The sequence below is a fragment of the Nesterenkonia sp. LB17 genome, from assembly GCF_022565915.1.
Lineage (GTDB): Bacteria > Actinomycetota > Actinomycetes > Actinomycetales > Micrococcaceae > Nesterenkonia.
Map to the genome: position 1 here is coordinate 344,854 of NZ_JAJOYX010000003.1, position 24,405 is coordinate 369,258.

The following is a 24,405-nucleotide window of genomic DNA, read 5'->3' on the forward strand; positions in this document are numbered from 1 at the left end:
GGGCGCGGTGCCCCTCTGGGCGGGGGCGCGGTGGCCCTCTGGGCGGGGCCTGCGTCCCGGCCGGTCGGGCCTCAGACGATCCGGCGCCGCTCCGCCCAGCGGGTGAGCTCGTGTCGGGAGGAGAGCTGGAGCTTGCGCAGCACCTTGGAGACATGGGTCTCCACGGTCTTGATCGAGATGAACAGCTCGCTGGCGAGCTCCCGGTAGGTGTAGCCGCGCGCGATCAGCCGCATGACCTCCACCTCACGCGCGGAGAGTCGGTCGAGCTCCTCATCGCGCACGTCTTCGACGCCGCCGGTGCCGAAGGCGTCCAGGACGAAGCCTGCCAGGCGTGGAGAGAAGACCGCATCACCGCCGGCGACGTCCTGGACCGCCTCGACCAGCTCGGCGGTGCTGATGGTCTTGGTGACGTAGCCGCGGGCCCCGGCGCGGATCACCGAGACCACGTCTTCAGCCTGATCGGAGACGCTGATCGCGAGGAAGCGCACCTCGGGGAGGTCTCGGCAGGCGCGCACGACCTCGGCCCCTCCCCCGCCGGTGCCTCCGGGCAGATGGACGTCGAGGAGCACCACATCCGGTTGTCCGGCCCGGACCGCAGAGATCGCCGACTCGACGTCGTGGCCCTCTCCGACGACCTCCACGCGACCAGCCAACTCTGACTTGAGCCCGGCGCGGAAGATGCCGTGGTCATCGATGATCACCACCCGGCGCAGTCGCGCGCCCGGTGGTGCTGGCTCTGCGCGGCCTCTGCTCTGGCCGCCCATGGCGCCTGAAGGCTGCCGGGGAGGGTGCTCACCCATAGGTCTCCTCGCGCTCTGGCGTCGGCTCGGTCGCCGGCTCCGGCCCGGTCGCCGCGGCGACGGGCATCCGGAGCTGGACTTCGGTGCCGTTCTCCCCGGAACGGATCCGCGCGGATCCCCCGGCCCGGTTCATCCGCCCGATGATCGATTCACGCACCCCGAGCCGGTCAGATTCGATGCCGGCGGGGTCGAAGCCCACCCCACGGTCGCGGATGAACACCGCGTCCTCAGCAGCGGTGGACTCCAGGTACACCGAGGCGGGGCCGGCATGTTTGAGCGCGTTGACGATCCCCTCCCGGGCCGCCGCCACCAGGACTCGGTGATCGGTGCCCCGCGACTCGCCGACGGCGATGACCTCCACGGGCACGCTGTGCAGCTCCTCGAGCTCTGCCGCGACGCTGGTCAGCTGCTCCTTCAGCGTCCCGGTGTCGGCGCTGTCTCGGCTGTAGAGCCACCCGCGCAGCTGCCGCTCCTGCCGCCGCGCCAGCCGCTCCACCGCGGCGGGGTCATGGCGATGCTTCTGGATCATGGCCAGCGTCTGGAGCACCGAGTCGTGCAGGTGTGCCGCGATGTCGGCCCGTTCGGCCTCGGCGGCGGCGCGGGCACGCTCGGTGTTGGAGGTGCGGTAGAGCCTGATGAGCCAGGGGGCGGTCACCAGGGCGACGCCGGCGAGCAGCATCCCGGCGACCATCAGTCCCAGGATCAGGTCCGCGGCCGGGAGGAATCCTCCCGCGAGCAGCAGCAGCGCAAGGATCACCAGGGCCACTCCGATGCAGAACTGCCAGAGGATCGCCTGTCGCGAGCGTCGCCCGGCCGCGCCGCGCGCACCTGCCCCCGCTTCGTCCCCGGCGATGGGACTGATCGCGTCGACCTGGGACCAGGCCAGCAGCACTCCGGCCCCGAGGATCATGGGAGGGCCGATGAGCCACCAGTTGATCTGCGCACCGAGAAGCTGCAGTCCGATCAGACCGGCTCCGCCGAGGAGCGCGCCGCCGAGCAGGACCTGGGGCGAGGACGTGAGCGCATCGACGAGCCCCTTCACCCGGGTCCCCCAGGACGACATCGGGTCGGCCCTCGGACCGATCCCCTCCGCGGCACTCGACGGGGAGGTACGGGCATCGGGGTGGGCAGACCCGGCGGCGTCGACCGCGGGCCCGCTGAGCCCACGGGTGGCGGCCTGCGAACGAGGTTCATCCTCGCCGGGGACGAAGATCCAGAGCCAGCAGTAGAGCAGCAGCCCCACCCCTCCGGCGATGCTCAGCCCGATCATCACGGCGCGCACCACGGGCACCGAGACCTTCAGGTGGCGGGAGAGCCCCAGACAGACCCCCGCCAGCGGAGTGTCGGCGGCGCGCAGCAGCGGTGGCCGCGGCACGGGGCTGCGCTGCGGCGCCGGAGGTGTCTCGGGGGCGGCGTCCATATCTTCCATAGTGCCACGCCCGCTCCCTCACCTCGATGCGTTCTGCCCCAGGATCCGGGGACGGAGAACGGAGATCAGGGTTCGATCAGGGGGCCCCCCAATAGCGGCCGCCGGTGTGGTTGGCGCAGACTGGAGACATGGAAAATCACAAGCCTGAGACGGGCCGGCGCTTCTTCAGCTGGATGCGCACAACGGGGCTGATGCGCCCCGACGAAGGTTGGTTCGGCGGGGTCTTCGCCGGACTGGCCGCCAAGGTCGGCTGGGACGTCGCGCTGGTGCGTGGGCTCGGCGTCGTCGCCTTCATCATCTTCTTCTCGCCGGCGGCCCTGCTCTACGGGCTGGCCTGGATCCTGGTCCCCAACCGGGCGGGTGAGATACACGCGGAGCAGGCCGTGCGCGGCAGCTTCAGCTCCGGCTTCATCGGAGGCGTGCTGCTCGCGATCGTGGGGGCGTTGAACATCTTCACCCCGATCAGCATCGCCGGACCGCTGGCGGTGCTGATCAACCTGGTCGTCCTCGGCGCGGTGGCCTGGCTGGTCTACGTGCTGATCCGCAATCACCGCAGCAACACCACCATCAACGGTGCCGGAGGCACGCGCACGACCCCGGGAACGGCCGGCGCGCAGGAGGGAAAAGCTGAGGCCGGCGAGCCCGCACCGCCGCGTGCGGACGGAAAGCCGGCCTGGTACCCGAAGGAACAGGACCCCGCGCCTCAGACCGGGGCCCCGGCTTCAGCTGCGGGACACGGTTCTGCCGCTCAACGGGCTGCTCGTCAGGAGACGACGACCGCGCGGGCCGCGGCACCGCGACCCGGCAGGAGCCCGGGAGCCTCCCCGCGCGAACGCGCCGAGCGTCGTCGTCATCGCCAGCTCAGCTGGGGACTGGCCATGCTCTCCATCCCGGTGATCATCGGGCTGGCCTGGTTCGGCGGCGGGTTAGGGCTCTCCGCACTCGCCGTGGCCCTGGTCGCCACCGCGGGCCTGGTGCTGCTGCTGGCCTCAGGCCACCTCGTCGCCGCGCTGCGCGGACGACCCGGCGCCCCAGGTCTGCTGATGGTCAGCACCGTGATCATGCTGGTGCTCTTCGCCGGCCAGAGCGGGGCCGGGGGCTTCGGATCCGGCGCGAACTACGCCTTCGGCAGCTACACGACCACGGAGTCGGAGGTGAACAGCGGCTTCTCCAACACCACGGTTGATCTGCGCGACCTCGCCGCCGGAGATCCCTCGGATGGGGTGATCCCCACCGAGGACGCGGAGATCAACAACGCGTTCTCAAACACCACGGTGATCGTTCCCGATGACGCGCGGATCGTGGTCAGCAATGGGCAGGCGCTGAGCAACCTCGAGATCGCCACCCAGGACGACCGGCTCGAGCGGTCCGGCATCTCCGGGGAGGACCTCGTGCTGGGCCCGGAAGATTTCGAGCGGGAGATCCGTCTCGACCTGAACTCAGCCTTCGGCAACACCACGATCTATGACGACACCACCTACGCCCAGGAAGCAGAGAATGCGCGATGAACACCACACCGGAGCGCCCAGGCGAACACTCCCCCACGCATCCCACCACCCCGCTGCCGCCCGAGCCCGCAGACGTCGATGAGCTGCTCGCGGAATCGCTGCGGGCCCAGAGCGAGCAGGACTTCGCCTGGAAGGAACCGGAGCGCGGGCCGCGCTGGTTCGAGCGCGCCGAGCAGGAGGCGGCTCTCGCCGGCGGCACGACGACAGACCCCGACCAGGCCCGGGATGCGCTCACGAGGACGACCAGGGATCCAGGCGGCATGGTGTCCGGAGCCGAGCGATCCCCCCGGTCGGGACACCGGCAGGGGCCGCGCATCGGCGGCGCCGTCTACGCCGCGGTGGCCATCGCGCTGGCCCTGTGGGTGTTGGCGAGCGTGGTGCTCGGGATCCACATCGAGCCGCTCATCGTCGCGCTCGGCGTCTGCAGCCTTGCCGGGCTGGCCCTGGTGGGGGCAGGTCTGCGGCCGAAGCCGGGACAGCGCATCTGAGCCGTCGATGCAGCCGGGTCCAGGTGCTGCACACAGAGATCCCCCGGAAGGAAGCCTTCCGGGGGATCTCTGTGTGCAGTCAGGACTGCCTGGATGCGGCTGTCGCCGCCCCGATCACTTGAGGGTGACGGTGGCGCCTGCTGCTTCCAGGGTCTCCTTGGCCTTCTCGGCGGTTGCCTTGTCGACACCTTCGAGAACTGCCTTGGGCGCGCTGTCGACGACGTCCTTTGCCTCCTTGAGACCCAGGGAGGTCAGACCGCGCACCTCCTTGATGACGCCGATCTTCTTCTCGCCTGCGGCCTCGAGGACCACGTCGAACTCGGTCTGCTCTTCTTCTTCCTCAGCTGCGGCTGCCGGAGCTGCGGCGGCGGCTGCGGGAGCGGCTGCAGTGACATCGAAGGTCTCTTCGAAGACCTTGACGAACTCGGAGAGCTCGATCAGGGACATGTCCTTGAACTGTTCGATCAGTTCTTCGTTGCTCATCTTCGCCATGGGGGCGCTCCTTCTAAATGTTTAGGGGGTGTTGCTTGCGGATCAATGCTGAGCTCGAGCTCAGGCAGCTTCCTGCTTCTCGCGCAGCGCCTCGACCGTGCGAACGGTCTTGGACAGCGGCGCCTGGAAGACGGCGGCAGCCTTGGACTGGACGCCGATGAAGGCACCAGCCATCTTGCTGAGCAGAACCTCACGGGATTCAAGATCCGCGAGCTGCTTCATTCCTGCCTCGTCGAGGGTGGCGCCATCCATGTAGCCGCCCTTGACGATCAGTGCAGGATTGCTCTTGGCGAAGTCACGCAGCGCCTTGGCCACGTCCACGGCATCGCCGTGGACGAAGGCGATTGCGGAGGGTCCGGACATCTTGCCTTCAAAGGCGTCGATGCCGAGTTCCCGGGCCGCAATCTCGGTGAGCGTGTTCTTCACCACAGCGTAGTGTGCGTTCTCTCGCACGGACCGGCGCAGAGTCTGCAGCTGGCCCACGGAGAGGCCGCGGTACTCCGTGAGCACTGCGGCAGTCGAGTTGTTGAAGAGTTCCTTCAACTCGTCGACGGCGGCAGCCTTCTCAGGATTCGCCATGGCACTCCTTCCGATCATGTAAGCCGGTCACCACCCTCGGGCGGGGCATAAAAAATGCCCCGCTGCGCAAGGCACGGGGCGTGGCTTCAAGATTGACCTGCTCGCGTATCACCGCGAGCAGAGCCTCTCAGAAGAGCTGATCGTGTCCTGCGCAGGTCGCCCGATTCGGGTCTTTACGTTGCATCGCCTCACAGACATGATGTCTGCTGACCACGCAGATCAGCCAATGATCTGCGCACGACGACAACGACCGGCGGTCTTTGGTCAGCCCTGACTCTACATGGTGGTCTGCGCCCGCGCAAAACGGGAGACGACGCGGAGACGGGAAAGGCCCCCGTCCGGGTGGACGAGGGCCTTTCCTGGTGCTGCACGAGTTGCCTCGTGTCAGTCGGTGAGCACCTTGGTCACGTTCGGGTCCACCGGGATGCCGGGGCCGAAGGTGGTGGTCACGGTGGCCTTGGCGATGTAGCGACCCTTCGAAGCCGAGGGCTTCAGACGAAGGATCTCTTCCAGCGCTGCGGCGTAGTTCTCCGCCAGCGCCTTGGCATCGAAGCTGGTCTTGCCCACGATGAAGTGCAGGTTGGAGTGCTTGTCCACGCGGAAGGTGATCTTGCCACCCTTGAGCTCGTTGACAGCCTTGGCGACGTCGGGGGTCACGGTGCCGGTCTTGGGGTTCGGCATCAGGTTACGCGGACCCAGCACCTTGCCCAGGCGACCGACCTTGCCCATCATGTCGGGCGAGGCGACGGCGGCGTCGAAGTCGGTCCAGCCATCGGCGACCTTGGCGATGAGCTCGTCGCCGCCGACGTAGTCAGCCCCGGCCTCTTCAGCCTTGGCGATGTTGTCGCCCTGGGTGAAGACGACGACGCGGGAGGTCTTGCCGGTGCCGTTGGGCAGGATGACCGTGCCGCGGACCATCTGGTCCGCCTTGCGCGGGTCCACCGAAAGCCGCATGGCGACCTCGACGGTGGCGTCCGACTTGGACGGGTTGATCTCCTTGGCCAGGGCTACTGCCTCGGCCGGGGAGTACAGGGCATCTTCGTTGACCTTCTGTGCCGCTGCTTCATAAGCTTTGCTGCGCTTTGCCATCTGCGTTGTTCTCCTTAGCAGTCGTGGTACGCGGGTCGCGCTCGACCCTTCCCACCGTCCGACTCGTGGCCGGACTGTTTGTCAGTTGATGTTGGGCGTGAGCCCGGTTCAGCCTTCGACCGTGATGCCCATGGAGCGGGCAGTTCCGGCGACGATCTTGGAGGCCGCGGCGAGGTCGTTCGCGTTGAGGTCCTCCATCTTGGTCTGGGCGATCTCTTCGACCTGCGACCGGCTCAGCTTGCCGACCTTGTCGGTGTGCGGCACGCCTGAGCCCTTGGCCACGCCTGCGGCCTTCTTGATCAGCTCGGCGGCTGGCGGGGTCTTGGTGACGAAGGTGAAGGAGCGGTCTTCGTAGACCGTGATCTCCACAGGGATCACATTGCCGCGCTGAGCCTCAGTCGCGGCGTTGTAAGCCTTGCAGAACTCCATGATGTTGACACCGTGCTGACCGAGTGCAGGACCGATCGGCGGAGCCGGGTTAGCGGCGCCTGCCTTGATCTGCAGCTTGATCAGGCCGGAGACTCTCTTCTTCGGGGCCATGTTCAGCGTCCTTTGCTTGCGTGGTGGATTCAGGCTCTCACGCCGCTTGGGCGGCGCGAGGGCTTCAACCCTCACCTGGTGTCCCTGTGCCACAGGAGCGTGACGCAGGGGGGTGGCCATCATGGCGTGATGACCGGTTCGACGTCGCCGGTCAAAGCCACCTGCGACATCGAAAGTCTTTGATTCTCACCCAACCTGGGCCGACGACGTCGTCGGCCCAGCCACGTGAGTGAACCTCAGTAGATCTTTTCGACCTGGTTGAAGTTCAGCGTCACCGGGGTCTCACGCTCGAAGATCGAGACGAGGACCACGAGCTGACGCGAGTCTGCGTGGATCTCTGAGATGGAAGCCGGCAGGGTGGCGAAGGGGCCATCGGTGACGGTGACCGATTCGCCGATCTCGAAGTCCACCTTGATGTCCGAGGCTGCCGCGGCGGAGCCGTCTTCACCGGCGCCGTGCTTGGGTGCATCGGGCTTGCCGAGGAGGTGGTCCGAGAGCATGTCGAAGACCTCGTCGGAGCTCAGCGGGTGCGGGTCGTGGGCATTGCCCACGAATCCGGTGACTCCGGGGGTGTGGCGGACGACGCCCCAGGAGGCGTCGGTGAGCTCCATGCGGACGATCACGTAGCCCGGGATGCGCACCCGGCTCACGACCTTGCGCTGGGTGCCCTTGATCTCCACGACCTCTTCCATGGGGACCTCGATCTCGAAGATGTGGTCCTCCATGTCCTGGGTCTGGATACGGGTCTCCAGGTTGGATTTCACGCGCTTCTCGTAGCCCGCGTAGGTGTGCACCACGTACCAGTCACCGAGCTGGCGGCGCAGCGTGGACTTCAGTGCGGCGGCGCGCTCCTCGTAGGACTTCTCCTCCTCGGGCACCTCCGCGTCGGCCTCGGTCGCGACCGGCTCGTCACCCTCGCCCTCAGCCGCATCCTCGGGCTGGGCGTCGGAGTCGGTCTCAGCCTCGGCGGGCGCGGCGTCAGCACCCTCGGCGTCCTCGCCGATCTCGGCTTCGGTCTGCGCGTCCGTCTCGACAGCGGCTGAGGTGTCCTCGGCCGCTTCGGTGCCCGCTGCTGACTCGGCAGCGGCATCCTGGGCGGCGTCGACCTCTTCGGTCTGCTGCGAAAGATCCTGTTCAGACACTGTTCTCCTGCTTTCCGTGGTGCTCACCGCCACACGGCGAGCTCTCGTTCACGTGGTGGATGCCCTGGCTGCGGCATCACGTCATGGTCATCTGGCGGGCCCAGTTCAGTCCTCGGCGCCGCCATCGGCTCCGGCGGGCGGCTCGATGGGCTGCTCGACGCCTCCCGTTGAGCCGAAGAGCGCCTCGGCGCCCCGGCTGAAGACCGCGTCGAAGCCGGTGACGATCCCGATCACGATGATGACGAAGACCAGCACGACCAGCGTGTAGTTGGTCAGCTCCCGCCGGGTCGGAACGACCACCTTGCGGAGCTCGTCAATGACCTGGCGGAGGAACAGCCACAGCTTCCCGAACGGGCCCTTCGGATCGCCGCCGGCAGGCGTGGAGCCCTGATCTGGCGTCGAAGGCGACTGGGACACGAAGACTCCATCTGTTCACGGTTAAGGCGGGTGCCTAGCAGGGCAGACAGGACTCGAACCTGCAACCTACGGTTTTGGAGACCGTTGCGCTACCAATTGCGCCACTGCCCTAGGGGTAACCGACCCTCCGCCACGCTACCGCATCGAGAACCGGAGCACCGGTTTCGGGGCACGATGGATCGGAGGCGCCTGAGACACCGGTAGATCACTCTACGCCCTCGGCCCGGTGCAGGACAAACCGGTAGGCTTGAACCAGTCCATGAATCCCGAAAGGATCCCTCAGACATGACTGCTCCGAACTCACGCATCTCCGACCGTATCGGCTCCATCGCCGAGTCCGCCACCCTTGCCGTGGACGCGAAGGCCAAGGCGCTCAAGGCAGCCGGTGAGGATGTCATCGGTTTCGGTGCGGGCGAGCCGGACTTCCCCACCCCGGACTACATCGTGGAAGCGGCGCGCGAAGCGGCCCTGAACCCCCGCTTCCACCGCTATTCCCCCGCCGCCGGGCTGCCCGAGCTGCGCGCCGCGGTGGCGGAGAAGACCACCCGGGACTCCGGGTACCGGATCGAGGGCGAGGCGCTGGCGCCGGCGAACGTGCTGATCACCAACGGCGGCAAGCAGGCCGTGTACAACACCTTCGCCACCCTGCTGGACCCCGGCGATGAGGTCATCCTCCCTGCTCCCTTCTGGACCACCTACCCCGAGGCCATCAAGCTGGCCGGCGGCGTGCCCGTGGACGTCTTCGCCGGGCCGGAGCAGGGCTATAAGGTCACGATGGAGCAGCTGGAGCAGACCCTGACCGAGGCCACCAAGGTGCTGGTCTTCGTCTCCCCCTCCAACCCCACCGGCGCGGTGTACTCCGCCGAGGAGGTCCGCGAGATCGGCCGCTGGGCGGCGGAGAAGGGCCTGTGGGTGGTCACCGACGAGATCTACGAGCACCTCACCTACGACGACGCCGAGTTCACCTCCATCGCCGCCGTCGAGGAGCTGGCCGATCAGGTGGTGATCCTCAACGGAGTCGCCAAGACCTACGCGATGACCGGGTGGCGCGTGGGCTGGATGGTGGGTCCGACCGACGTCATCAAGGCCGCGGCGAACCTGCAGTCCCATGCCACCAGCAACGTCGCCAACGTCTCACAGATGGCCGCGCTGGCCGCCGTCGAAGGTCCGCTGGATGCGGTCAACGAGATGAAGACCGCCTTCGACCGACGACGCCGTGCCATCGTCAGCGGGCTCAATGAGATCACCGGGTTCTCCTGCCCCACCCCGGAAGGCGCCTTCTACGCCTATGTCGATGTCCGCGAGGCGCTGGGCCGTGAGATCGCCGGTCGCACGCCGCAGACCTCCGCGGAGCTGGCCGAGCTGATCCTGGAGGAGGCCAAGGTCGCCGTCGTCCCGGGTGAGGCCTTCGGTCCCAGCGGATTCCTGCGCCTGTCCTACGCGCTGGGCGATGAGGACCTGGCCAAGGGGCTGCGTCGGCTCCAGGACCTGCTCGGCTGATGAGCGCAGCCCCGCCCGGCTGATGCCTCCCGTCGGGCGGGACCCCATAGACTGGGCGCAGCAACCTGCCGAGGAAGTCAGGCCTGAGATTTTTCCTGGAATCCATGAAGGGACGAGCTGAATCATCATGCGCATCGGACTGCTCACCTCCGGCGGCGACTGCCCCGGCCTGAACGCCGTCATCCGCTCCGCCGTGCTCCACGGCATCAAGAGCTACGGCGACGAGTTCGTCGGCTTCAAGGGCGGCTGGCGCGGCCTCATCGAGGGCGACTACATCGACCTGCCCCGGCAGTCCGTGCGCGGTCTCTCCCGTCAGGGCGGCACGATCCTCGGCACCTCGCGGACCCACCCGTACAACCACCCGGGCGGCGGACCGGAGAACATGGCCAAGCAGCTCAAGCGCCACGACGTCGACGCCGTCATCGCCATCGGCGGCGAGGGCACCCTGGCCGGGGCCAAGCGACTGGCCGATGACGGAATCCCGGTGGTCGGGGTGCCGAAGACCATCGACAACGACCTCAAGGCCACCGACTACACCTTCGGCTTCGACACGGCGGTCTCCATCGCCACCGATGCGATGGATCGGCTGCGCACCACCGGGGAGTCCCACCACCGCTGCATGGTCGCCGAGGTCATGGGCCGCAACGTCGGCTGGATCGCGCTGCACTCCGGCATGGCCGCCGGAGCCCACGCCATCCTGATCCCGGAACACAAGGTCTCCATGGACCAGGTCTGTGAATGGGTCGAGCAGGTCCACTCCCGCGGACGCTCCCCGCTGGTGGTCGTCGCCGAGGGGTTCATCCCCGAAGACGCCGAGGAGGCGCTGGCAGGCAAGGGCGAAGAGTCCGACGGTCGCCCGCGGCTCGGCGGCATCGGGGACTGGGTGACTCGGCAGATCGAGTCCAAGACCGGCATCGAGTCGCGCAACACCACCCTGGGCCACATCCAGCGCGGCGGAAACCCCACCGGCTATGACCGGGTGCTCGCCACCCGCTTCGGCATCCGCGCCCTGGACCTCGTGCACGAACAGGCCTGGGGCCACATGGCGGCGCTGCGCGGCACCGAGATTCTCCAGGTCGATCTCGCCGAGGCGCTGGACGGGCTCAAGACCGTGCCTCCCGAGCGCTACAACGAGGCCCAGATCCTCTTCGGCCGCTGAACCGTTGCCCCGGACCGCGGCGCAGGACGCACCCTCCATGCTGAGCCTCCTCCCGTGAGCCTGGCGGACCATACGCGCAGCATCATCGCGCTGGCGTGGGCACGGATGATCGGCCTCGGCGATGAGGAGCTGCTCGGCGCGGGATCCCATCACGAGGTCATCACCGCAGACGGCTCCGCGGTGGCCTTCCTGCGACTCTTCGATCACACCGTTCTCAGCGGACCCGCCGAGGTGCTGCGCCATGCCCGCCGGCGCGACGACACCGAGCTCGCCGATGAACGCCGGCTCCTGGAGCTCTCGCGTCGGCACGCCCCGGGCGCGCGCAGCCTGGGTGCGGCGAACCTGCTCTACGCCGAGGAGCCGGCCGCCCTGGGCGCCGCGCAGCGCGGGGCGGTCTCCTTCGATCCGGAACATGTGCGCGCAGTGCTCGCCGCCTCACCGGCCGATGACGTGCAGGCCTCAGGGATCGCCGCGGCGCCCTGGAGCGCAGCGCTGGTGGATGAGGGCACCGGCACGGCGCTCGGCGCCGCCGGGCGGGAGCTCTGGGCCGGGATGCTGGGCCAGCTGGGGGTCCTCACGGTGCCCGATCAGCGCCGTGCCGGGGTCGGGCTGCAGCTGGCCGCGGTGGCGGCGGAGGAGGCATTCAGCGAGGGACTCGTCCCGCAGTGGCGGGCCCGCACCGAGTCCGTCGGCTCGCTGCGCATCGCCGCGGCGCTGGGGTTCAGCCCCGCCGGCTCACAGACCACCGTGGTCTTCGACTGAGCCTCCAGCTCGGCGAGACCTGCTGGGCGACCTGCTCAGCGGCGCTGTCCGCGCAGGAAGTCTCCCTTGGGACGCCCCACGGCCTGTCCGGCGTCGGGACGGACGATGACCTCCTGGGCCGCCGCGTAGAAGGTCGCAGAATCTGCGTCGCCGTCGCGCACCACCAGCTGCAGCGCCGGGTCCACCTTGCGCTTGACCAGCGCCAGCGCGATCGGGCCCATCTCGTGGTGCCGCGCCACCGAGGTGACCTTCCCCACCGGGCGCTCCCCGGCCAGCTCGGCCGGGGAGGCCTCTGGGGCGGCGGCCAGGATGTCTGAACCGATCGCCGGAAGCGTGTGCTCGCTGCCGTCGAGGTGCAGGAACACCAGGCGGCGCGGTGGATGGCCGAGGTTGTGAACCCGTGCCACGGTCTCCTGACCCTTGTAGCAGCCCTTGCTCAGATGCACGGCGGTGCGGATCAGGTCCAGCTCGTGCGGGATCGTCTTCTCATCGACCTCGCGGGCCAGGCGGGGTCGCCAGGCGGCGACGCGCAGCGCCTCGGCCGCCATGGTGCCGGCGAGGATCCATCCGGCCTGTTCGAGACCGTCGATCGTGGCTTCCAACGAGGTCCGCGGCACCACGTGCAGCCGCCAGGACCAGTCCGCGCCAGGGTGGTCCGCCTCGGCGACCTGGGCGTAGCTGGCCGCGCCGGGACCGAGCTTCGGCCACGGGTCCGCCCAGCCGATGACGACCTCACCGGAGGCTGAGGCGGGCAGCGGTGCGGTGGAGCCGAGCACCGCGTAGTCGGCGGTGCGGTCGGCGATCTCCACCCGGAGCATGAACTTCATCGAGTCGAGCCACTGGGCCAGCACCCCGCCGTGTGAGTTCTCGGTGATCAGCCAGACGGTCTCACCGTCGTCGACCACCGCCGCATCGTGTTCGATGCGCCCGGAGATGTCCAGCAGCAGCAGCTCGGTGGGCTCCCCCGGCTTGAGTCCGGCGATCTCCTGGGAGGACAGCGTGGTCAGCCAGGTCAGCCGGTCGGGCCCGGAGACCGTGACCACGCTGCGCTGGGAGAGATCGACGACGGCGGCGCCACGGGCCAGTGCGCGCTGCTCCCGGGTGGGGTCGCCGTAGTGTGCGGCCACCGCGGCGTCGTCACCGCCGTCAGCGACGGCGCCGGTGCGGTTCAGCAGGGGTGACTTCGAGTTCTCATCCACGGGCGGACTCCTTGATCGTTGCGGCGGGCGCGCAGGGCGCACGGCGCGGGGCACCTGCCAGGGGCAGGCGAGAGCGAGGCTCAGGCGGTGCGCTTGGCGCTGACCTCGTCGGCGGAAGCCGTGCGGTCGAGGATCGCGGAGGCGTGGGGAACCATCTCCCCATCGGCGGCGCGAAGATCCCAGCGCCAGAACAGCTGGCTGTTCACCAGTCCGAACATCCGCGAGGCACCCGGATATTCCGCAGCGTGCTCCCCGCGCATCACCGCGTCGGTGGCCAGGTGCAGCTGCGGGCCCTTGATCTTGCCGTAGTAGAGCTCCGAGATGCTGCCCGGATGGGTGATGGTGGCGGTGATCGCGAAGGATCCGTCCTGCTCCGCGAGCTGGTCGACCTCGGCCGCGCTCTTGTACGCGGGCACCACGTCCGCCGGGTCCAGGCCGGGGCCGACATCGGCGTCGGTGCGGGCCCGGTCCAGCGACCAGAAGCCGGTCTCCACCGAGAGCGGACGCAGCCGTGCACCCGCCTCATCGGCGAGCCAGGTCTCGGCCCGGTACTCGACGAACTCCAGGCCGGTGTCACGGAATGTGACGTCCTGGGTGAAGATCGGATCGTCCTGCTCTCCCGAGCCCAGGCGGCCTTGACCGCGCCAGCTGCCGAGCAGCCAGTAGAGCGGGGCCAGCTCCGGGGTCAGGTCGGTGGGAAGCTCCATCGGGGCCATCGGCTCAGCTCCTCAGCGCGCGGTCGACACTGGGCTGTGTCTCGGTGCGGTGCAGGCGGATCAGCGCTGACCCTTGTACAACCGGGAGATGACGGTCCAGGAGATGCCGGCGATCATCAGCGTCACCAGGACCAGCAGCCCGATGAAGAAGATCTCCAGTGCGAGCAGTGAGACGTTCTGCAATGCGAGGTTCATGGGTGAAAGTGTACAACTTCACACCAGCAGAAGACGCTCCGTGAAGTAGGTCAGCGCGCCCATGGCCGCGATCGGGGCTGCGCCGACCGCAATTCCGGAGAGAATCCCCTGTGGCGGACCCTGTGCGAGGAGGAAGCGGCGGAAGGAGGCGAGCAGCAGTCCGGCCACCAGCCCGAGCGTCCCGGCGAAGAGCAGGGTCAGCTCACCCCAGGCCAAGGTCATCCCGATGGCGGCCCCGACGCTTCCCAGGACCACCAGGAGCATGGCCCACGCATTGGGCAGCGGAATCGCGGCGAGCAGGGTCGCGATGATCAGCGCACCCGCGGCAAGCGTCACCACGGCGAGCTCCCCGGACGCTCCGGTGACGGCCAGCAGGGTGGTGTCCTCCACCGGCAGCAGACCGCGCACGGCGAGGATCCCTCCGGCGTCGTCTCCCCCGTTTGCTCCTGCCAGCTCCACCGGGTAGCGCAGACCGGCCACCCAGCCGGCTCCGGTGGTGGCGATCAGCACCCCGGCGCAGGCTCCGATGGTGGACTCCAGCCGGTGCGGCCTTCCGGTGCCGCGCAGGACCTGGATCAGGAAGACGCTCATGACGCCGAAGGCCAGTGCCACGGAGGACCAGAAGAAGAGGTCACCGGCGGTCCCCACGATGCCGGCGCCGAGGGCCGCGACGACTCCGGCGCAGGCGATGACGGCGGAGAGCGAGCGTCGGGCCGAGACTCCCATCAGCTGGGGCCACCCCAGCGCGATGAGAATCGAGAGCCCACAGACCACCAGGGTCATAGCGATGGTCCCGGCCCAGGAGGCCAGGGCGAGCGCTGTGGCTGCGAGCAGGGCGGAGGCTGCCACTGGGATGTACTTCACAACAGGCCATCCTAGAGGTCCGCGCTTCGCACGTCGCATATACTCAACCCCGGATCGCTGAATCGCGTTTCCACATTGTGCAATCACCGGCGTTGAAGACCGCAATCACCGTTGACGACCCTGCGGGACCCGGTGAAGATGATGGCCCGAGGGGAAGGAGTCATGCATGGCCCAGGTTCTGCTGCTCTCAGACACCCCCGACGACGCACTGCCGCCACTGGAGCTTCTCACCCACCGGATCCGCACGTTCCCCGCCGAGGCCTCCTCCATCGTGCGGGCTCCCAATGTGGATGTGACGCTGATCGATGCGCGCACCAAGCTTGCCCACGCCCGCTCCCTGTGCCAGCTGGTGAAGTCCTCGATGCTCTCCCCGGTGCTGGTGATCGTCACCGAGGCGGGCCTGGCCACGCTGAACGAGTCCTGGCAGGCCGATGACTTCATCCTCGACGAGGCCGGCCCGGGCGAGATCGATGCCCGGATCAGGCTCGCGGCGGTGGAGACCGCGGAGGAGACCCCGGTCGGAGAGATCCGCGCCGGCGGGATCACCATCGATGAGACGACCTATATGGCCACGATCAACGGCCGCCTGCTGAACCTCACCTATAAAGAGTTCGAGCTGCTCAAGCACCTGGCTCTGCACCCGGGTCAGGTCTTCACCCGCGACCGGCTGCTCCACGATGTCTGGGGCTACGACTACTTCGGCGGCACCCGCACCGTCGACGTCCACATCCGACGCCTGCGCGCCAAGCTCGGGCCCGACCACGAGTCACTGATCGGCACGGTGCGCAATGTCGGCTACCGACTGGTGATCGGCGGTTCAGACACCGCCGGCCCCGCCGACGATGACCGGCGCGTCGCCGGCGCGGACGCCGCCTGAGCCGGTGACCTGAGGGTTCGGCTCCGCTACAGTGAGCCCATGAACCCAGGCGATGTCACCCCAGAAGGCACCGAGCCGGCCGTGGTCGAGCTCAGCGACGGCGCACCCGATGCCGACCTGCACCACGCGCTGCTCGAGCTGGCCGCCGTCTCCACCGAGGCCGACGCCAACCCGCCGTTCTCGGAACAGACGCTCGTAGAGCTGCACCGCGCCGCCGACCGGCGCGAGGCCGCGTCCGCTGAGACTGCCGCCTCCCAGGAAGCGAACCGTAGTCCGCTGCGCATCGCCTACGCCTGGACCGATGCCCAGCCCGACTCGCGGCTGCTCGCCGGGGCCGGCGTCGTCGTCGAGGGCGCGGAGGGAGTCCCCGACGTGCTGGAGATGGTGGTCCGTCCAGACTGCCGGCAGCGCGGGATCGGCACAGCGCTGGTGGAGGCGCTCACCGCAGACGTGCTCTCGCCCGCGGCCGGTCGGGTGCAGCGGGCCTGGGCCCACGGCGAGCACGACGCCGCCGCCCGGCTCGCCCGGCGCTTCGGCTGGACCCCCGTCCGAGAGCTCTGGCGGATGCGACTCACCGACCTCGATGAGGCACCCTCCCCCGAGCTGCCAGAGACCATCACCGTGCGCAGCTTCCGCCCCGGTGAGGACGATCAGGTCTGGCTGACTGCGAATGCGGCCGCCTTCGCTGATCACCCCGAGCAGGGCCGGCTCACCTTGGAGGATCTGCATGCCCGGATGGCCGAGGACTGGTTCGACCCGGAGGGATTCCTGCTGGCCTGGGAGGGCGAGGAGCTCGTCGGGTTCCACTGGACCAAGGTCCAGGGCGCCGAGCTCGGCGAGGTCTACGTGGTCGGCGTCGTGCCCGGCGCCCGCGGGCGTGGGCTCGGCCGCAGCCTCACCCTGGCCGGGATCGAACATCTGCACCGAGCGGGCCTGGCCGCCATCATGCTCTACGTGGACGCCGACAACACCGCCGCGGTGGAGCTGTACAAGAAGCTCGGATTCACCAAATGGGACGCCGACACCATGTACGCCCCGACCGTGGAGCCCGCCGCCGAACCAGCCTGATATCTTGGTCTCTCGTGAGCTCCTCCGAGACCATGAGCAAGGTCCCCCGCCGCAGAACTGTCACGGTCTCCGATGACGGGCTCGACGCCGAGATACTCGCCGCCGGTGCCCTGTGCTGGCGGCTCCGCCGCGGCGAGCTCGAGGTCCTGGTGATCCACCGGCCCCGCTATGACGACTGGTCCTTCCCCAAGGGGAAGCTCGATGAGGGTGAGACCCTCCCGGAGTGCGCGGTCCGCGAGGTCCGTGAGGAGATCGGGCTCAAGGTCAGGCTCGGAATGCCGCTGCCGATCACCCGTTATTCCGTGGGCAAGTCGCGCGGAGTCAAGAACGGCAATGGCAACGGCAACGGCAATGGCAACGGCAATGGCGGCAAGGACAAGGCCGTCTGGTACTGGGCCGCCCAGGTCGCTGAGGGCTCTCCGATCCCCGACGGCGATGAGGTGGACGAGACCGCCTGGGTCAGCGTGGACCGAGCCCGGGAGATGCTGACCAACCGCGGTGACGTGCTACCGCTGGACGAGCTTGCCCGCCTCCACGACGACCAGCGGCTGCACACCCTGCCCTTCATCGTTCTGCGCCATGCCAAGGCCAAGCCGCGCTCCTCCTGGTCCCGCGCCGAGTCGGAGCGCCCGCTGGCGGCCACCGGCAAGCGTCAGGCCCGGGCGGTGGAGCGGCTGCTGGTCTGTTGGCGCCCGCGACATCTGGAGTCCAGCCCCTGGCAACGCTGCGCTGAGACCATCGCGCCCTACGTCAAGGCCCATCGAAACCGCGCCACGTACCGGAAATCGCTCACCGAGAAGCGCGCCGAGGCCCACCCGGAAAGGACCCGGACCCGGGTCCGCCGCTGCCTGGAGCTGCTGCTGCCGACGCTGATCTGCAGCCACCGTCCGGTCCTTCCGCTGATCCTGGACACCATGGGCAGCTGGCTGCAGGACCCGGACCTGCTGCGGGCCATCCCGGATGAGGACCCCTATCTGCGCCCCGGCGCGGTTCTGGTGGCGCAGCAGGCCATGGACCGCGGTGGAGAGATCGTCTCGATCGAGGTCTACGAGCCGTTCGAGGACTGACCGCTGGCGGGACTCCTGACAATGTCGGGCCGTGACGGTAGTCTCATTGCATGAGTGCGCCGAAGAACGTTCACCCGACCGCCGAGCTCAACATCGACGAGGACCGAGGCCGGGCCGAGCTCTGGGACACGATCAACGGACGCCGCACCTTCATCGGGTTCATCGGATTCACCCCCGAGACGCTCCGCGGCCAGGAGGTCACCCTCCTGCAGCACACCATCGTCCACCCCCAGTACGGCAGGCAGGGCTACGCCCGCTGCCTGGTCACCCTGCTGCTGGACCAGCTCCAGGCCGAGGGCAGGCTCTTCGCCTCCGAGTGCACCTACGTGGATGCCTACCTGCACCGCTACCCCGAATACCGCACCCTGCAGGCCACGTTCTCCTGAACTGCGGCACGCGGGTCCAGCCGTCGAACGGCCGAACCCGCTGACAGCTCGGCCCGCTCCGACGCTCAGGCCCCGCAGGTATGCTGTGGTGCGTGAACTCGACGATCCCCACCCCGTACGAGGACCTGCTCGCAGACGTGCTGAACGTCGGCACCGCCAAGTCTGACCGCACCGGAACCGGCACCAGAAGTGTCTTCGGGCGCCAGATCCGGTTCGATCTCGCGGAGTCCTTCCCTCTGATCACCACCAAACGAGTGCACTTCAAGTCCGTGGCGCTGGAGCTGCTCTGGTTCCTGCGCGGAGATTCCAATGCGCGCTGGCTGCAGGAGCGCGGCGTGCGGATCTGGAACGAATGGGCAGGCGAGGACGGCGAGCTCGGCCCGATCTATGGCGTGCAGTGGCGCTCCTGGCCCAGCCCCTCGGGTGAGGACATCGATCAGATCGAGCAGCTCATCACCTCGCTGAAGACGAACCCTGATTCCCGACGCCACGTGGTGAGCGCCTGGAACCCGGCACAGATCGATGAGATGGCGCTGCCGCCCTGCCACATCATGTTCCAGTTCTATGTGGCCGACGGTCGGCTCTCCTGCCAGCTGTATCAGCGCAGCGCCGACATGTTCCTCGGAGTGCCCTTCAACATCGCCTCCTACGCGCTGCTGACGAGGATGGTCGCCCAGCAGGTAGGGCTTGCCCCCGGGGAGTTCATCTGGACCGGTGGGGACTGCCACATCTATGACAACCACGTGGAGCAGGTGCGTGAACAGCTCTCCCGCGCCCCCTACCCCGCACCCACCCTGGCGATCACCCGCACCCCGGACTCGATCTTCGACTACGAGTTCGAGGACTTCGAGGTGCGCGACTACCAGCACCACCCCGCCATCAAGGCCGCCGTCGCTGTATGAGCATCCGCTCCATCGCGGCCGATATCGGCATGATCTGGGCGCAGACCCACACCGGGGTCATCGGCGACGCCGGGACCATGCCCTGGCACCTGCCCGAGGACCTGGCGCACTTCAAGGCCACCACCCGCGGCGCCCCGGTGGTCATGGGTCGCCGCACCTGGGAATCCTTCCCGGCCAAGTACCGCCCGCTCCCGGGCCGGCAGAACATCGTGATCACCGCCGATCAGCGCGCCGCAGAACAGATCCGCGCGCTGGGCGGGCACCCCGTGGCCAGTCTCGATGAAGGACTTGAGATCGCCTCGGCCTCGAGAGCCGAGAAGATCTGGATCATCGGCGGCGGCCGGGTCTACGCCGAGACCGTGGACCGACGAATCGCGGACCTCGCGGTCATCACCGTGATCCAGAGCGAGGTCTCCGGTGACACCTCGGCCCCGACCCTGACTCCGGAATGGGAGCTGACCCAGCGCGAGCCTGCCGCAGGAACGCACCAGGGCGCCGACGGGCTGAGATACCACATCGAGACCCACCGACGCCGCGGCGGCCCCGCTGAGCGGCACACGACCACCTCCGGGGCCTCGTCCACCTGCCACGACACACCCGCACCCGCACCCGACGGAAGCCCGAGATGACCGAGACCTCCCCACCCGCCCCGAACGCGCACAAAGCCTCCCAGGCCAGCTCCACCAATCTGATGATGCTGGGCCTCGGCGGCTACCTCATCCTGCCGTTCCTGGCCCTGTTCACCGTGACCCTGGGCTTCGTCCTGGTGCTCAATGACCGGATCATCCCGGGCCTGGTCTTCCTGTTCGTCGCGCAGCTCTGGGTGGCCGGCGGGCTGTGGGCTCATCTGTCGCGCCGTCGTCTGCTGCAGGAGATCAAAGAAGCCAGGAAGTCCGAGGAAGCCCCCGGCGTCGAGAAGTGACCCTGACGCGCTGAGCCGACTCCGCTACCCTGGAGGCATGACTTCTGCAGTGAACTCCTCCGTGTCCCCTGCCCTCTCCGCCGTGCCAGGCGAGACCCCCTCGGTGGGTCTGATCGGCTGGCGCGGCATGGTCGGCTCGGTGCTGATCACGCGCATGCTCGAGGAGGGGGACTTCGCCCACATCAACCCGGTCTTCTTCTCCACCTCCAACGCCGGAGGCCAGGCACCGAGCTTCGCGGGCGTCACGCCCGAGGAGACCACCCTGCAGGACGCCTTCGATCTGGACACGCTGGTGAAGCTGCCGATCATCGTCACCGCCCAGGGCGGCGACTACACCTCCGAGGTCTACCCCAAGCTGCGCCAGGCCGGCTGGGACGGGATCTGGATCGACGCCGCCTCCACCCTGCGCATGGCCGAGACCTCGATCATCGCGCTGGACCCGATCAACCGCGACGTCATCGACGCCGGGCTTGCCGCTGGCGTGAAGGAGTTCATCGGCGGCAACTGCACGGTCTCGAACATGCTGATGGGCCTGGGCGGGCTCTTCACCAACGACCTGGTCGAATGGGGCACCGCCATGACCTACCAGGCGGCCTCCGGCGGCGGCGCGAAGCACATGCGCGAGCTGCTGAACCAGTTCGGCACGCTGCACTCCGCCGTCGCCGAGGAGCTCAGCGACCCCGCGGCCGCCATCCTGGACATCGACCGCGCCGTGCTCCACGCCCAGCGCAACGACCTCGACGCCACCCAGTTCGGCGTCCCGCTGGCCGGTTCGCTGATCCCCTGGATCGACGCCGATCTGGGCAACGGCGTGGCCAAGGAGGAGTGGAAGGCCGGGGTGGAGACGAACAAGATCCTGGGCCGCGGCGACAATCTGGCCCCCGGGGTCACCTCCCGCGGCGCGGCAGTGCCATTCGACTCGCTCTGCGTCCGGGTGGGCGCGCTGCGCTCACACTCCCAGGCGCTGACGCTGAAGCTGCGCGAGGACCTTCCGCTGGCCGAGATCGAAGCGATCGTGGCCTCGGGCACCGAATGGTCCAGCTTCGTCCCGAACGAGAAGGAAGCCACCGTGGCGCAGCTGACCCCGGTGGCCGCCACCGGCTCGCTGGACATCCCGGTGGGGCGGATCCGCAAGCTCGAGATGGGCCCGGAGTACATCTCCGCGTTCACGGTGGGCGACCAGCTGCTCTGGGGCGCGGCGGAGCCGCTGCGCCGGATGCTGCTGATCGCGGTCGGCAAGCTCTGAGCCCTTCCGTCGCGGAGCGTCTGAGGTCGCCTCTGCAGAGCTTCAGCGCCCGGCTCGGCAGACCTGAGGTCTGCTGCTAGAGCGCGTGTCCGATCAGCACCGGCTCTTCGTGCATCGTGATGCCGAAGGCCGTGCTGACCTGGTCACGGGCGGCGCGGGCGACCGCGAGCAGGTCATCGGTGGTCGCGGAGCCTCGATTGGTGACCGCCAGCGTGTGCTTGGTGGAGAGCGCTGCGCGGCCCCCGGCGATGCCGGTCCCCTGCGCCCCGCGCCCGGCCGCCGGCCCGTCGGGCAGGCCGAACCCCTTGCCGCAGCCGGCGTTGTCGATCAGCCAGGCGGCTGAGAGCTTCACCAGCGGGGCGCCCGCTTCGTCGACTCCGGCGGAGAACTGCGGCGCCCCGGTCGGAAGCGCCGCGGCGACCTCGCGCGGAACGATCGGGTTGGTGAAGAAGGACCCGGTGGACCAGGTGTCATGGTCGCCCTCGCGCAGCACCATGCCTTTGCCCTCGCGCAGTCGCAGCACCGTGCTGCGGACCTCTTTCAGCGGGGCGCGGCGCTCGTGGTCTGCGCTCTCGGCGTCAAGGCCGAGGGTCCGGGCCAGCTCGCCGTAGCGCACCGGGGCCGAGAGCCCATCGGGGCGGTTCTGCAGCATGAACCGGACCTGCAGCACCACGTAGCGGGGTGAGCCATGCACGGTGGTCTGCTTCAGCACCGAGTCGCGGTAGCCGAACTGCAGCTCGGCGTTGGTGAAGCGCACCAGCTCACCGCGTGCCCGGTCCCAGGCCTGGATGTCTTTGAGGGTGTGGGCCACATCAGCGCCGTAGGCGCCCACGTTCTGCACCGGCACCGCACCGGTGGCGCCGGGGATCCCGGAGAGCGCCTCCAGCCCGGTGAGGCCGCGTGCCACGCTGAATCGGACGACGTCGTCCCAGTTGTGTCCTGCGGCGACGGTGAGCAGCACATCCCGGTCGCCGTGGAACTCGGTGCTGATCCCCTGGAACGCCAGCTGCAGCACGGTGCCGGGGAACCCGTCCTCGGTCACCAGCAGGTTCGATCCGCCGCCCAGGACGATGAGGGTGTCCTCGCCGCGCTCGCGGGCTGCGTGCTCTGGCAGCGGGTGCTGCCGAAGCACCTCCAGCGCCTGCTCCTGGGTGTCTGCCCGGATCCATCGACCGGCGGGGCCGCCGACGCGGGCAGTGGTGTGATCCCTGAAACGACGGGGCCACGCGAGGGGGGAGGTATCAACACTGGTCACAGACGAGAAGCCTACCCGGCGTCGCTGAAATGGGCATCTGCGCCCTGTGCGCCGTGGATCACCTTCCCGAGATAGGCCCTCGTCGGGTCGCCCGGAACAGGCGCCCGGGCGTCTCCGTCTCGGCTACTCGCCGAGAGGGTTCAGCACCCGGCGCAGGAAGTCCCGGGTGCGCGGCTGCTGAGGATCCCCGATGACTGCGGTCGCCGGGCCCTCCTCGACCACGAGACCCTGGTCCATGAAGACGACCCGGTCTGCGACCTCGCGGGCGAAGCCCATCTCGTGGGTCACCACGAGCATGGTCATGCCGGCCTGGGCGAGCTTGCGCATGCTGGCGAGCACGTCGCCGACGGTCTCAGGGTCCAGCGCGGAGGTGGGCTCGTCGAAGAGCATCAGCTGCGGCTTCATGGTCAGCGCCCTGGCGATGGCCACCCGCTGCTGCTGACCGCCCGAGAGCTGGTCGGGACGGCGCTCGGAGAGGTGCTGGAGCCCGACGGCGTCCAGCTGTGCCAGCGCCTCGGTCTCTGCCTCGGCCTTGGACTGGCCCAGCACCCGCCGCGGGGTGATGGTGCAGTTCTCCAGCACGCTCAGATGGGGGAAGAGGTTGAACTGCTGGAAGACCATGCCGATCTGCCGGCGCATGGCGTCGAGATTGACGTCCGCATGGGTCGCCTCGTGCTCACCGACGGTGATCGTCCCCGCATTGGGGGTCTCCAGCCGGTTCACGCAGCGCAGCAGCGTGGACTTGCCGGAGCCGGATGCTCCGATCAGACAGACGACCTCACCCGGAGCCACGCTCATGTCTATGCCCTTGAGCACCTCGTTGTCCCCGAAGGACTTGTGCAGACCGGTGATGGTCACCCCGGCGGCGGAAGTGCTGCGCGCGCCGGGCACGCCCTTGGCTGAGGCGGTGTCCGGGGCCGTGGGCCCCGACGTCTCGGCCTGACTCTGACTCTGGCTCTGGCTCTGGCTCTGACTCTGACTCTGGCTCATATTCGCGTCCATCTCTACTTCTTCCCCGTCCGGGGGGTGCGGTGCTCCATGCGGCGAGCCAGCAGCGACAGCGGCACGGTGAGCAGCAGGTAGCAGAATCCGGCGACCACCAGCGGGGTCAGCCCCGCCTGGTAGATGTTGATTCCGTCGCGACCCATCTTGGTCAGTTCGGCGGCGCCGCCGGCCATGCCGACCACGAAGATCAGCGAGGAGTCCTTGGTGAGCAGGATCGCCTCATTGGTCAGCGGGGGCAGCACGATCCTGAAGGCCTGCGGGATCTGGATGGTGACCATGGCGCGCCAGGCGGGCATGCCCAGCGCGCGGGCGGCCTCCAGCTGGCCCTTGGGCACGGCCTGAAGGCCTGCCCGCAGGGTCTCTGCGATGTAGGCGCTGGCCACGATGGCCAACGCTGAACCGGCGATCTGCAGGGTGGAGAGGTTCCACCCGAAGGCCAGCGACGCACCGAAACCGAGCGCGATGAACACCAGGATCGCAGGGATGCCTCGGAAGAACTCGATGTACGCGGTGGCCAGCCACCGGTAGATCGGGAACGAGGACATCCGCATCAGCGCCAGCAGCGTTCCGCCGAGCAGACCGAAGACGAAGCCCACCACCGTGTACTGGACGGTGTTGACCAGTCCCACGGTGATGATCTCCGGGAACATCGGTCCGATGCTCTCGACGGCGAAGAAGCTGCTGCGGATCGCTGTCCAGTCGATGAGGATGGCCAGCACGATCACGACTGCAAGGAATATCCCTGCCTGGATCCCGAGGCTCAGGCGCGCTCGGTCACGGGTTGTCATTGCCATGAGG

At 68.5% G+C, this 24,405-nt stretch carries 28 protein-coding genes and 1 tRNA gene; 13 read left to right on the forward strand and 16 right to left on the reverse strand.

Features of this window, described 5'->3' with window-relative positions; translation table 11 throughout:
- Positions 1-71: 71 nt before the first annotated feature.
- Together LTH96_RS09035 and LTH96_RS09040 are read right to left on the reverse strand one after the other, a co-directional pair.
- The gene (locus LTH96_RS09035; RefSeq protein ID WP_274615993.1) at positions 72-764 is read right to left on the reverse strand and encodes a response regulator transcription factor; all 693 of its coding nucleotides are present in this window, start codon (positions 762-764) and stop codon (positions 72-74) included.
- 28 nt (positions 765-792) lie between these two features.
- Positions 793-2,229, reverse strand: coding sequence for an ATP-binding protein (locus LTH96_RS09040; RefSeq protein ID WP_241465391.1), 1,437 nt, complete (start codon positions 2,227-2,229; stop codon positions 793-795).
- A 128-nt stretch (positions 2,230-2,357) separates the two neighbouring features.
- Here LTH96_RS09040 and LTH96_RS09045 point away from each other — a divergent pair, with 128 nt between their 5' ends.
- Positions 2,358-3,737 carry a PspC domain-containing protein gene (locus tag LTH96_RS09045; protein ID WP_241465392.1) on the forward strand — a complete coding sequence of 460 codons (1,380 nt, stop codon included), beginning with the start codon at positions 2,358-2,360 and terminating at the stop codon, positions 3,735-3,737.
- Positions 3,734-4,225 (forward strand): phage holin family protein, encoded by a 492-nt coding sequence (locus tag LTH96_RS09050; RefSeq protein ID WP_241465393.1) that lies wholly within the window; start codon positions 3,734-3,736, stop codon positions 4,223-4,225. The genes LTH96_RS09045 and LTH96_RS09050 overlap by 4 nt, the downstream gene beginning before the upstream one ends.
- 114 nt (positions 4,226-4,339) lie before the next feature.
- On the opposite strand, the gene rplL is transcribed toward LTH96_RS09050, so the two are convergent.
- The 7 genes from rplL to LTH96_RS09085 form a co-directional block, all read right to left on the reverse strand.
- Positions 4,340-4,717, reverse strand: coding sequence for a 50S ribosomal protein L7/L12 (gene rplL, locus LTH96_RS09055; protein WP_241465394.1), 378 nt, complete (start codon positions 4,715-4,717; stop codon positions 4,340-4,342).
- Between the two features lie 60 nt (positions 4,718-4,777).
- Entirely contained in the window at positions 4,778-5,296 is a 519-nt protein-coding gene (gene rplJ, locus LTH96_RS09060; RefSeq protein ID WP_241465395.1) for a 50S ribosomal protein L10, read from the reverse strand.
- 384 nt (positions 5,297-5,680) lie between these two features.
- Positions 5,681-6,385, reverse strand: a complete 705-nt coding sequence (rplA, locus tag LTH96_RS09065; RefSeq protein WP_241465396.1) for a 50S ribosomal protein L1 — start codon at positions 6,383-6,385, stop codon at positions 5,681-5,683.
- Positions 6,386-6,493: 108 nt separating this feature from the next.
- Positions 6,494-6,925 carry a 50S ribosomal protein L11 gene (gene rplK, locus LTH96_RS09070; RefSeq protein WP_241465397.1) on the reverse strand — a complete coding sequence of 144 codons (432 nt, stop codon included), beginning with the start codon at positions 6,923-6,925 and terminating at the stop codon, positions 6,494-6,496.
- 236 nt (positions 6,926-7,161) lie between these two features.
- Positions 7,162-8,067, reverse strand: a complete 906-nt coding sequence (nusG, locus tag LTH96_RS09075; protein ID WP_241465398.1) for a transcription termination/antitermination protein NusG — start codon at positions 8,065-8,067, stop codon at positions 7,162-7,164.
- Positions 8,068-8,172: 105 nt separating this feature from the next.
- Positions 8,173-8,484: a preprotein translocase subunit SecE gene (gene secE / locus LTH96_RS09080; protein ID WP_241465399.1), complete on the reverse strand. Its 312-nt coding sequence runs from the start codon at positions 8,482-8,484 to the stop codon at positions 8,173-8,175.
- Between the two features lie 38 nt (positions 8,485-8,522).
- Positions 8,523-8,595 (reverse strand) — tRNA-Trp (locus LTH96_RS09085).
- Positions 8,596-8,769: 174 nt separating this feature from the next.
- On the opposite strand from LTH96_RS09085, the gene LTH96_RS09090 reads away from it, so the two are divergent.
- The 3 genes from LTH96_RS09090 (at position 8,770) to LTH96_RS09100 (ending at position 11,905) form a co-directional block, all read left to right on the forward strand.
- Entirely contained in the window at positions 8,770-9,984 is a 1,215-nt protein-coding gene (locus LTH96_RS09090) for a pyridoxal phosphate-dependent aminotransferase (protein ID WP_241465400.1), read from the forward strand.
- 127 nt (positions 9,985-10,111) lie between these two features.
- Positions 10,112-11,143, forward strand: coding sequence for a 6-phosphofructokinase (locus LTH96_RS09095; RefSeq protein ID WP_241465401.1), 1,032 nt, complete (start codon positions 10,112-10,114; stop codon positions 11,141-11,143).
- Positions 11,144-11,197: 54 nt separating this feature from the next.
- A complete protein-coding gene (locus tag LTH96_RS09100; protein ID WP_241465402.1) occupies positions 11,198-11,905 on the forward strand; it encodes a GNAT family N-acetyltransferase in 708 nt (235 codons plus the stop codon).
- Between the two features lie 35 nt (positions 11,906-11,940).
- Here LTH96_RS09100 and LTH96_RS09105 read toward each other — a convergent pair whose 3' ends face one another.
- The 4 genes from LTH96_RS09105 to LTH96_RS09115 form a co-directional block, all read right to left on the reverse strand.
- Positions 11,941-13,104 (reverse strand): folate-binding protein, encoded by a 1,164-nt coding sequence (locus tag LTH96_RS09105; RefSeq protein ID WP_241465403.1) that lies wholly within the window; start codon positions 13,102-13,104, stop codon positions 11,941-11,943.
- A gap of 80 nt (positions 13,105-13,184) precedes the next feature.
- Positions 13,185-13,820 (reverse strand): FABP family protein, encoded by a 636-nt coding sequence (locus LTH96_RS09110; RefSeq protein WP_241465404.1) that lies wholly within the window; start codon positions 13,818-13,820, stop codon positions 13,185-13,187.
- 60 nt (positions 13,821-13,880) lie between these two features.
- A complete protein-coding gene (locus tag LTH96_RS13035) occupies positions 13,881-14,015 on the reverse strand; it encodes a hypothetical protein (RefSeq protein ID WP_255727372.1) in 135 nt (44 codons plus the stop codon).
- An 18-nt stretch (positions 14,016-14,033) separates the two neighbouring features.
- The gene (locus LTH96_RS09115; RefSeq protein ID WP_241465405.1) at positions 14,034-14,879 is read right to left on the reverse strand and encodes a hypothetical protein; all 846 of its coding nucleotides are present in this window, start codon (positions 14,877-14,879) and stop codon (positions 14,034-14,036) included.
- A gap of 166 nt (positions 14,880-15,045) precedes the next feature.
- On the opposite strand from LTH96_RS09115, the gene LTH96_RS09120 reads away from it, so the two are divergent.
- From LTH96_RS09120 to asd, 8 genes are all read left to right on the forward strand, one after another.
- The gene (locus tag LTH96_RS09120) at positions 15,046-15,756 is read left to right on the forward strand and encodes a response regulator transcription factor (RefSeq protein WP_241465406.1); all 711 of its coding nucleotides are present in this window, start codon (positions 15,046-15,048) and stop codon (positions 15,754-15,756) included.
- A 39-nt stretch (positions 15,757-15,795) separates the two neighbouring features.
- Entirely contained in the window at positions 15,796-16,824 is a 1,029-nt protein-coding gene (gene mshD / locus LTH96_RS09125) for a mycothiol synthase (RefSeq protein ID WP_241465407.1), read from the forward strand.
- Positions 16,825-16,856: 32 nt separating this feature from the next.
- On the forward strand, positions 16,857-17,891 hold the full coding sequence (locus LTH96_RS09130) for an NUDIX hydrolase (RefSeq protein WP_241465574.1): 1,035 nt from the start codon (positions 16,857-16,859) through the stop codon (positions 17,889-17,891).
- A gap of 50 nt (positions 17,892-17,941) precedes the next feature.
- Complete coding sequence (locus LTH96_RS09135; protein ID WP_241465408.1) at positions 17,942-18,277, forward strand: GNAT family N-acetyltransferase; 336 nt, start codon at positions 17,942-17,944, stop codon at positions 18,275-18,277.
- A gap of 80 nt (positions 18,278-18,357) precedes the next feature.
- On the forward strand, positions 18,358-19,179 hold the full coding sequence (locus tag LTH96_RS09140) for a thymidylate synthase (RefSeq protein ID WP_241465409.1): 822 nt from the start codon (positions 18,358-18,360) through the stop codon (positions 19,177-19,179).
- A complete protein-coding gene (locus LTH96_RS09145) occupies positions 19,176-19,808 on the forward strand; it encodes a dihydrofolate reductase (protein WP_241465410.1) in 633 nt (210 codons plus the stop codon). The genes LTH96_RS09140 and LTH96_RS09145 overlap by 4 nt, the downstream gene beginning before the upstream one ends.
- The gene (locus LTH96_RS09150) at positions 19,805-20,101 is read left to right on the forward strand and encodes an NF038396 family protein (protein ID WP_241465411.1); all 297 of its coding nucleotides are present in this window, start codon (positions 19,805-19,807) and stop codon (positions 20,099-20,101) included. Before LTH96_RS09145 ends, LTH96_RS09150 begins: the two co-directional genes overlap by 4 nt.
- 37 nt (positions 20,102-20,138) lie before the next feature.
- A complete protein-coding gene (gene asd / locus LTH96_RS09155) occupies positions 20,139-21,347 on the forward strand; it encodes an aspartate-semialdehyde dehydrogenase (protein WP_255728077.1) in 1,209 nt (402 codons plus the stop codon).
- Positions 21,348-21,423: 76 nt separating this feature from the next.
- Here the strand turns inward: asd and LTH96_RS09160 are convergent, their stop codons facing one another.
- The 3 genes from LTH96_RS09160 to LTH96_RS09170 form a co-directional block, all read right to left on the reverse strand.
- Entirely contained in the window at positions 21,424-22,602 is a 1,179-nt protein-coding gene (locus LTH96_RS09160) for a UDP-N-acetylmuramate dehydrogenase (protein WP_241465412.1), read from the reverse strand.
- A gap of 123 nt (positions 22,603-22,725) precedes the next feature.
- Positions 22,726-23,592, reverse strand: coding sequence for an amino acid ABC transporter ATP-binding protein (locus LTH96_RS09165; protein WP_241465413.1), 867 nt, complete (start codon positions 23,590-23,592; stop codon positions 22,726-22,728).
- 14 nt (positions 23,593-23,606) lie between these two features.
- The gene (locus tag LTH96_RS09170) at positions 23,607-24,401 is read right to left on the reverse strand and encodes an amino acid ABC transporter permease (protein ID WP_241465414.1); all 795 of its coding nucleotides are present in this window, start codon (positions 24,399-24,401) and stop codon (positions 23,607-23,609) included.
- Positions 24,402-24,405: the final 4 nt, after the last annotated feature.

What these genes read in the sequence shown, in the direction of transcription:
- LTH96_RS09035 (WP_274615993.1), bottom strand. Translation starts at nt 764, where the DNA reads ATGGGCGGCCAGAGCAGAGGCCGCGCAGAGCCAGCACCACCGGGCGCG.
- LTH96_RS09040 (WP_241465391.1), bottom strand. Translation starts at nt 2,229, where the DNA reads ATGGAAGATATGGACGCCGCCCCCGAGACACCTCCGGCGCCGCAGCGC.
- LTH96_RS09045 (WP_241465392.1), top strand. Translation starts at nt 2,358, where the DNA reads ATGGAAAATCACAAGCCTGAGACGGGCCGGCGCTTCTTCAGCTGGATG.
- LTH96_RS09050 (WP_241465393.1), top strand. Translation starts at nt 3,734, where the DNA reads ATGAACACCACACCGGAGCGCCCAGGCGAACACTCCCCCACGCATCCC.
- rplL (WP_241465394.1), bottom strand. Translation starts at nt 4,717, where the DNA reads ATGGCGAAGATGAGCAACGAAGAACTGATCGAACAGTTCAAGGACATG.
- rplJ (WP_241465395.1), bottom strand. Translation starts at nt 5,296, where the DNA reads ATGGCGAATCCTGAGAAGGCTGCCGCCGTCGACGAGTTGAAGGAACTC.
- rplA (WP_241465396.1), bottom strand. Translation starts at nt 6,385, where the DNA reads ATGGCAAAGCGCAGCAAAGCTTATGAAGCAGCGGCACAGAAGGTCAAC.
- rplK (WP_241465397.1), bottom strand. Translation starts at nt 6,925, where the DNA reads ATGGCCCCGAAGAAGAGAGTCTCCGGCCTGATCAAGCTGCAGATCAAG.
- LTH96_RS09090 (WP_241465400.1), top strand. Translation starts at nt 8,770, where the DNA reads ATGACTGCTCCGAACTCACGCATCTCCGACCGTATCGGCTCCATCGCC.
- LTH96_RS09095 (WP_241465401.1), top strand. Translation starts at nt 10,112, where the DNA reads ATGCGCATCGGACTGCTCACCTCCGGCGGCGACTGCCCCGGCCTGAAC.
- LTH96_RS09110 (WP_241465404.1), bottom strand. Translation starts at nt 13,820, where the DNA reads ATGGCCCCGATGGAGCTTCCCACCGACCTGACCCCGGAGCTGGCCCCG.
- LTH96_RS13035 (WP_255727372.1), bottom strand. Translation starts at nt 14,015, where the DNA reads ATGAACCTCGCATTGCAGAACGTCTCACTGCTCGCACTGGAGATCTTC.
- LTH96_RS09120 (WP_241465406.1), top strand. Translation starts at nt 15,046, where the DNA reads ATGGCCCAGGTTCTGCTGCTCTCAGACACCCCCGACGACGCACTGCCG.
- mshD (WP_241465407.1), top strand. Translation starts at nt 15,796, where the DNA reads ATGAACCCAGGCGATGTCACCCCAGAAGGCACCGAGCCGGCCGTGGTC.
- LTH96_RS09130 (WP_241465574.1), top strand. Translation starts at nt 16,857, where the DNA reads ATGAGCAAGGTCCCCCGCCGCAGAACTGTCACGGTCTCCGATGACGGG.
- LTH96_RS09135 (WP_241465408.1), top strand. Translation starts at nt 17,942, where the DNA reads ATGAGTGCGCCGAAGAACGTTCACCCGACCGCCGAGCTCAACATCGAC.
- LTH96_RS09140 (WP_241465409.1), top strand. Translation starts at nt 18,358, where the DNA reads ATGCTGTGGTGCGTGAACTCGACGATCCCCACCCCGTACGAGGACCTG.
- LTH96_RS09145 (WP_241465410.1), top strand. Translation starts at nt 19,176, where the DNA reads ATGAGCATCCGCTCCATCGCGGCCGATATCGGCATGATCTGGGCGCAG.
- LTH96_RS09150 (WP_241465411.1), top strand. Translation starts at nt 19,805, where the DNA reads ATGACCGAGACCTCCCCACCCGCCCCGAACGCGCACAAAGCCTCCCAG.
- asd (WP_255728077.1), top strand. Translation starts at nt 20,139, where the DNA reads ATGACTTCTGCAGTGAACTCCTCCGTGTCCCCTGCCCTCTCCGCCGTG.
- LTH96_RS09165 (WP_241465413.1), bottom strand. Translation starts at nt 23,592, where the DNA reads ATGAGCCAGAGTCAGAGTCAGAGCCAGAGCCAGAGCCAGAGTCAGAGT.
- LTH96_RS09170 (WP_241465414.1), bottom strand. Translation starts at nt 24,401, where the DNA reads ATGGCAATGACAACCCGTGACCGAGCGCGCCTGAGCCTCGGGATCCAG.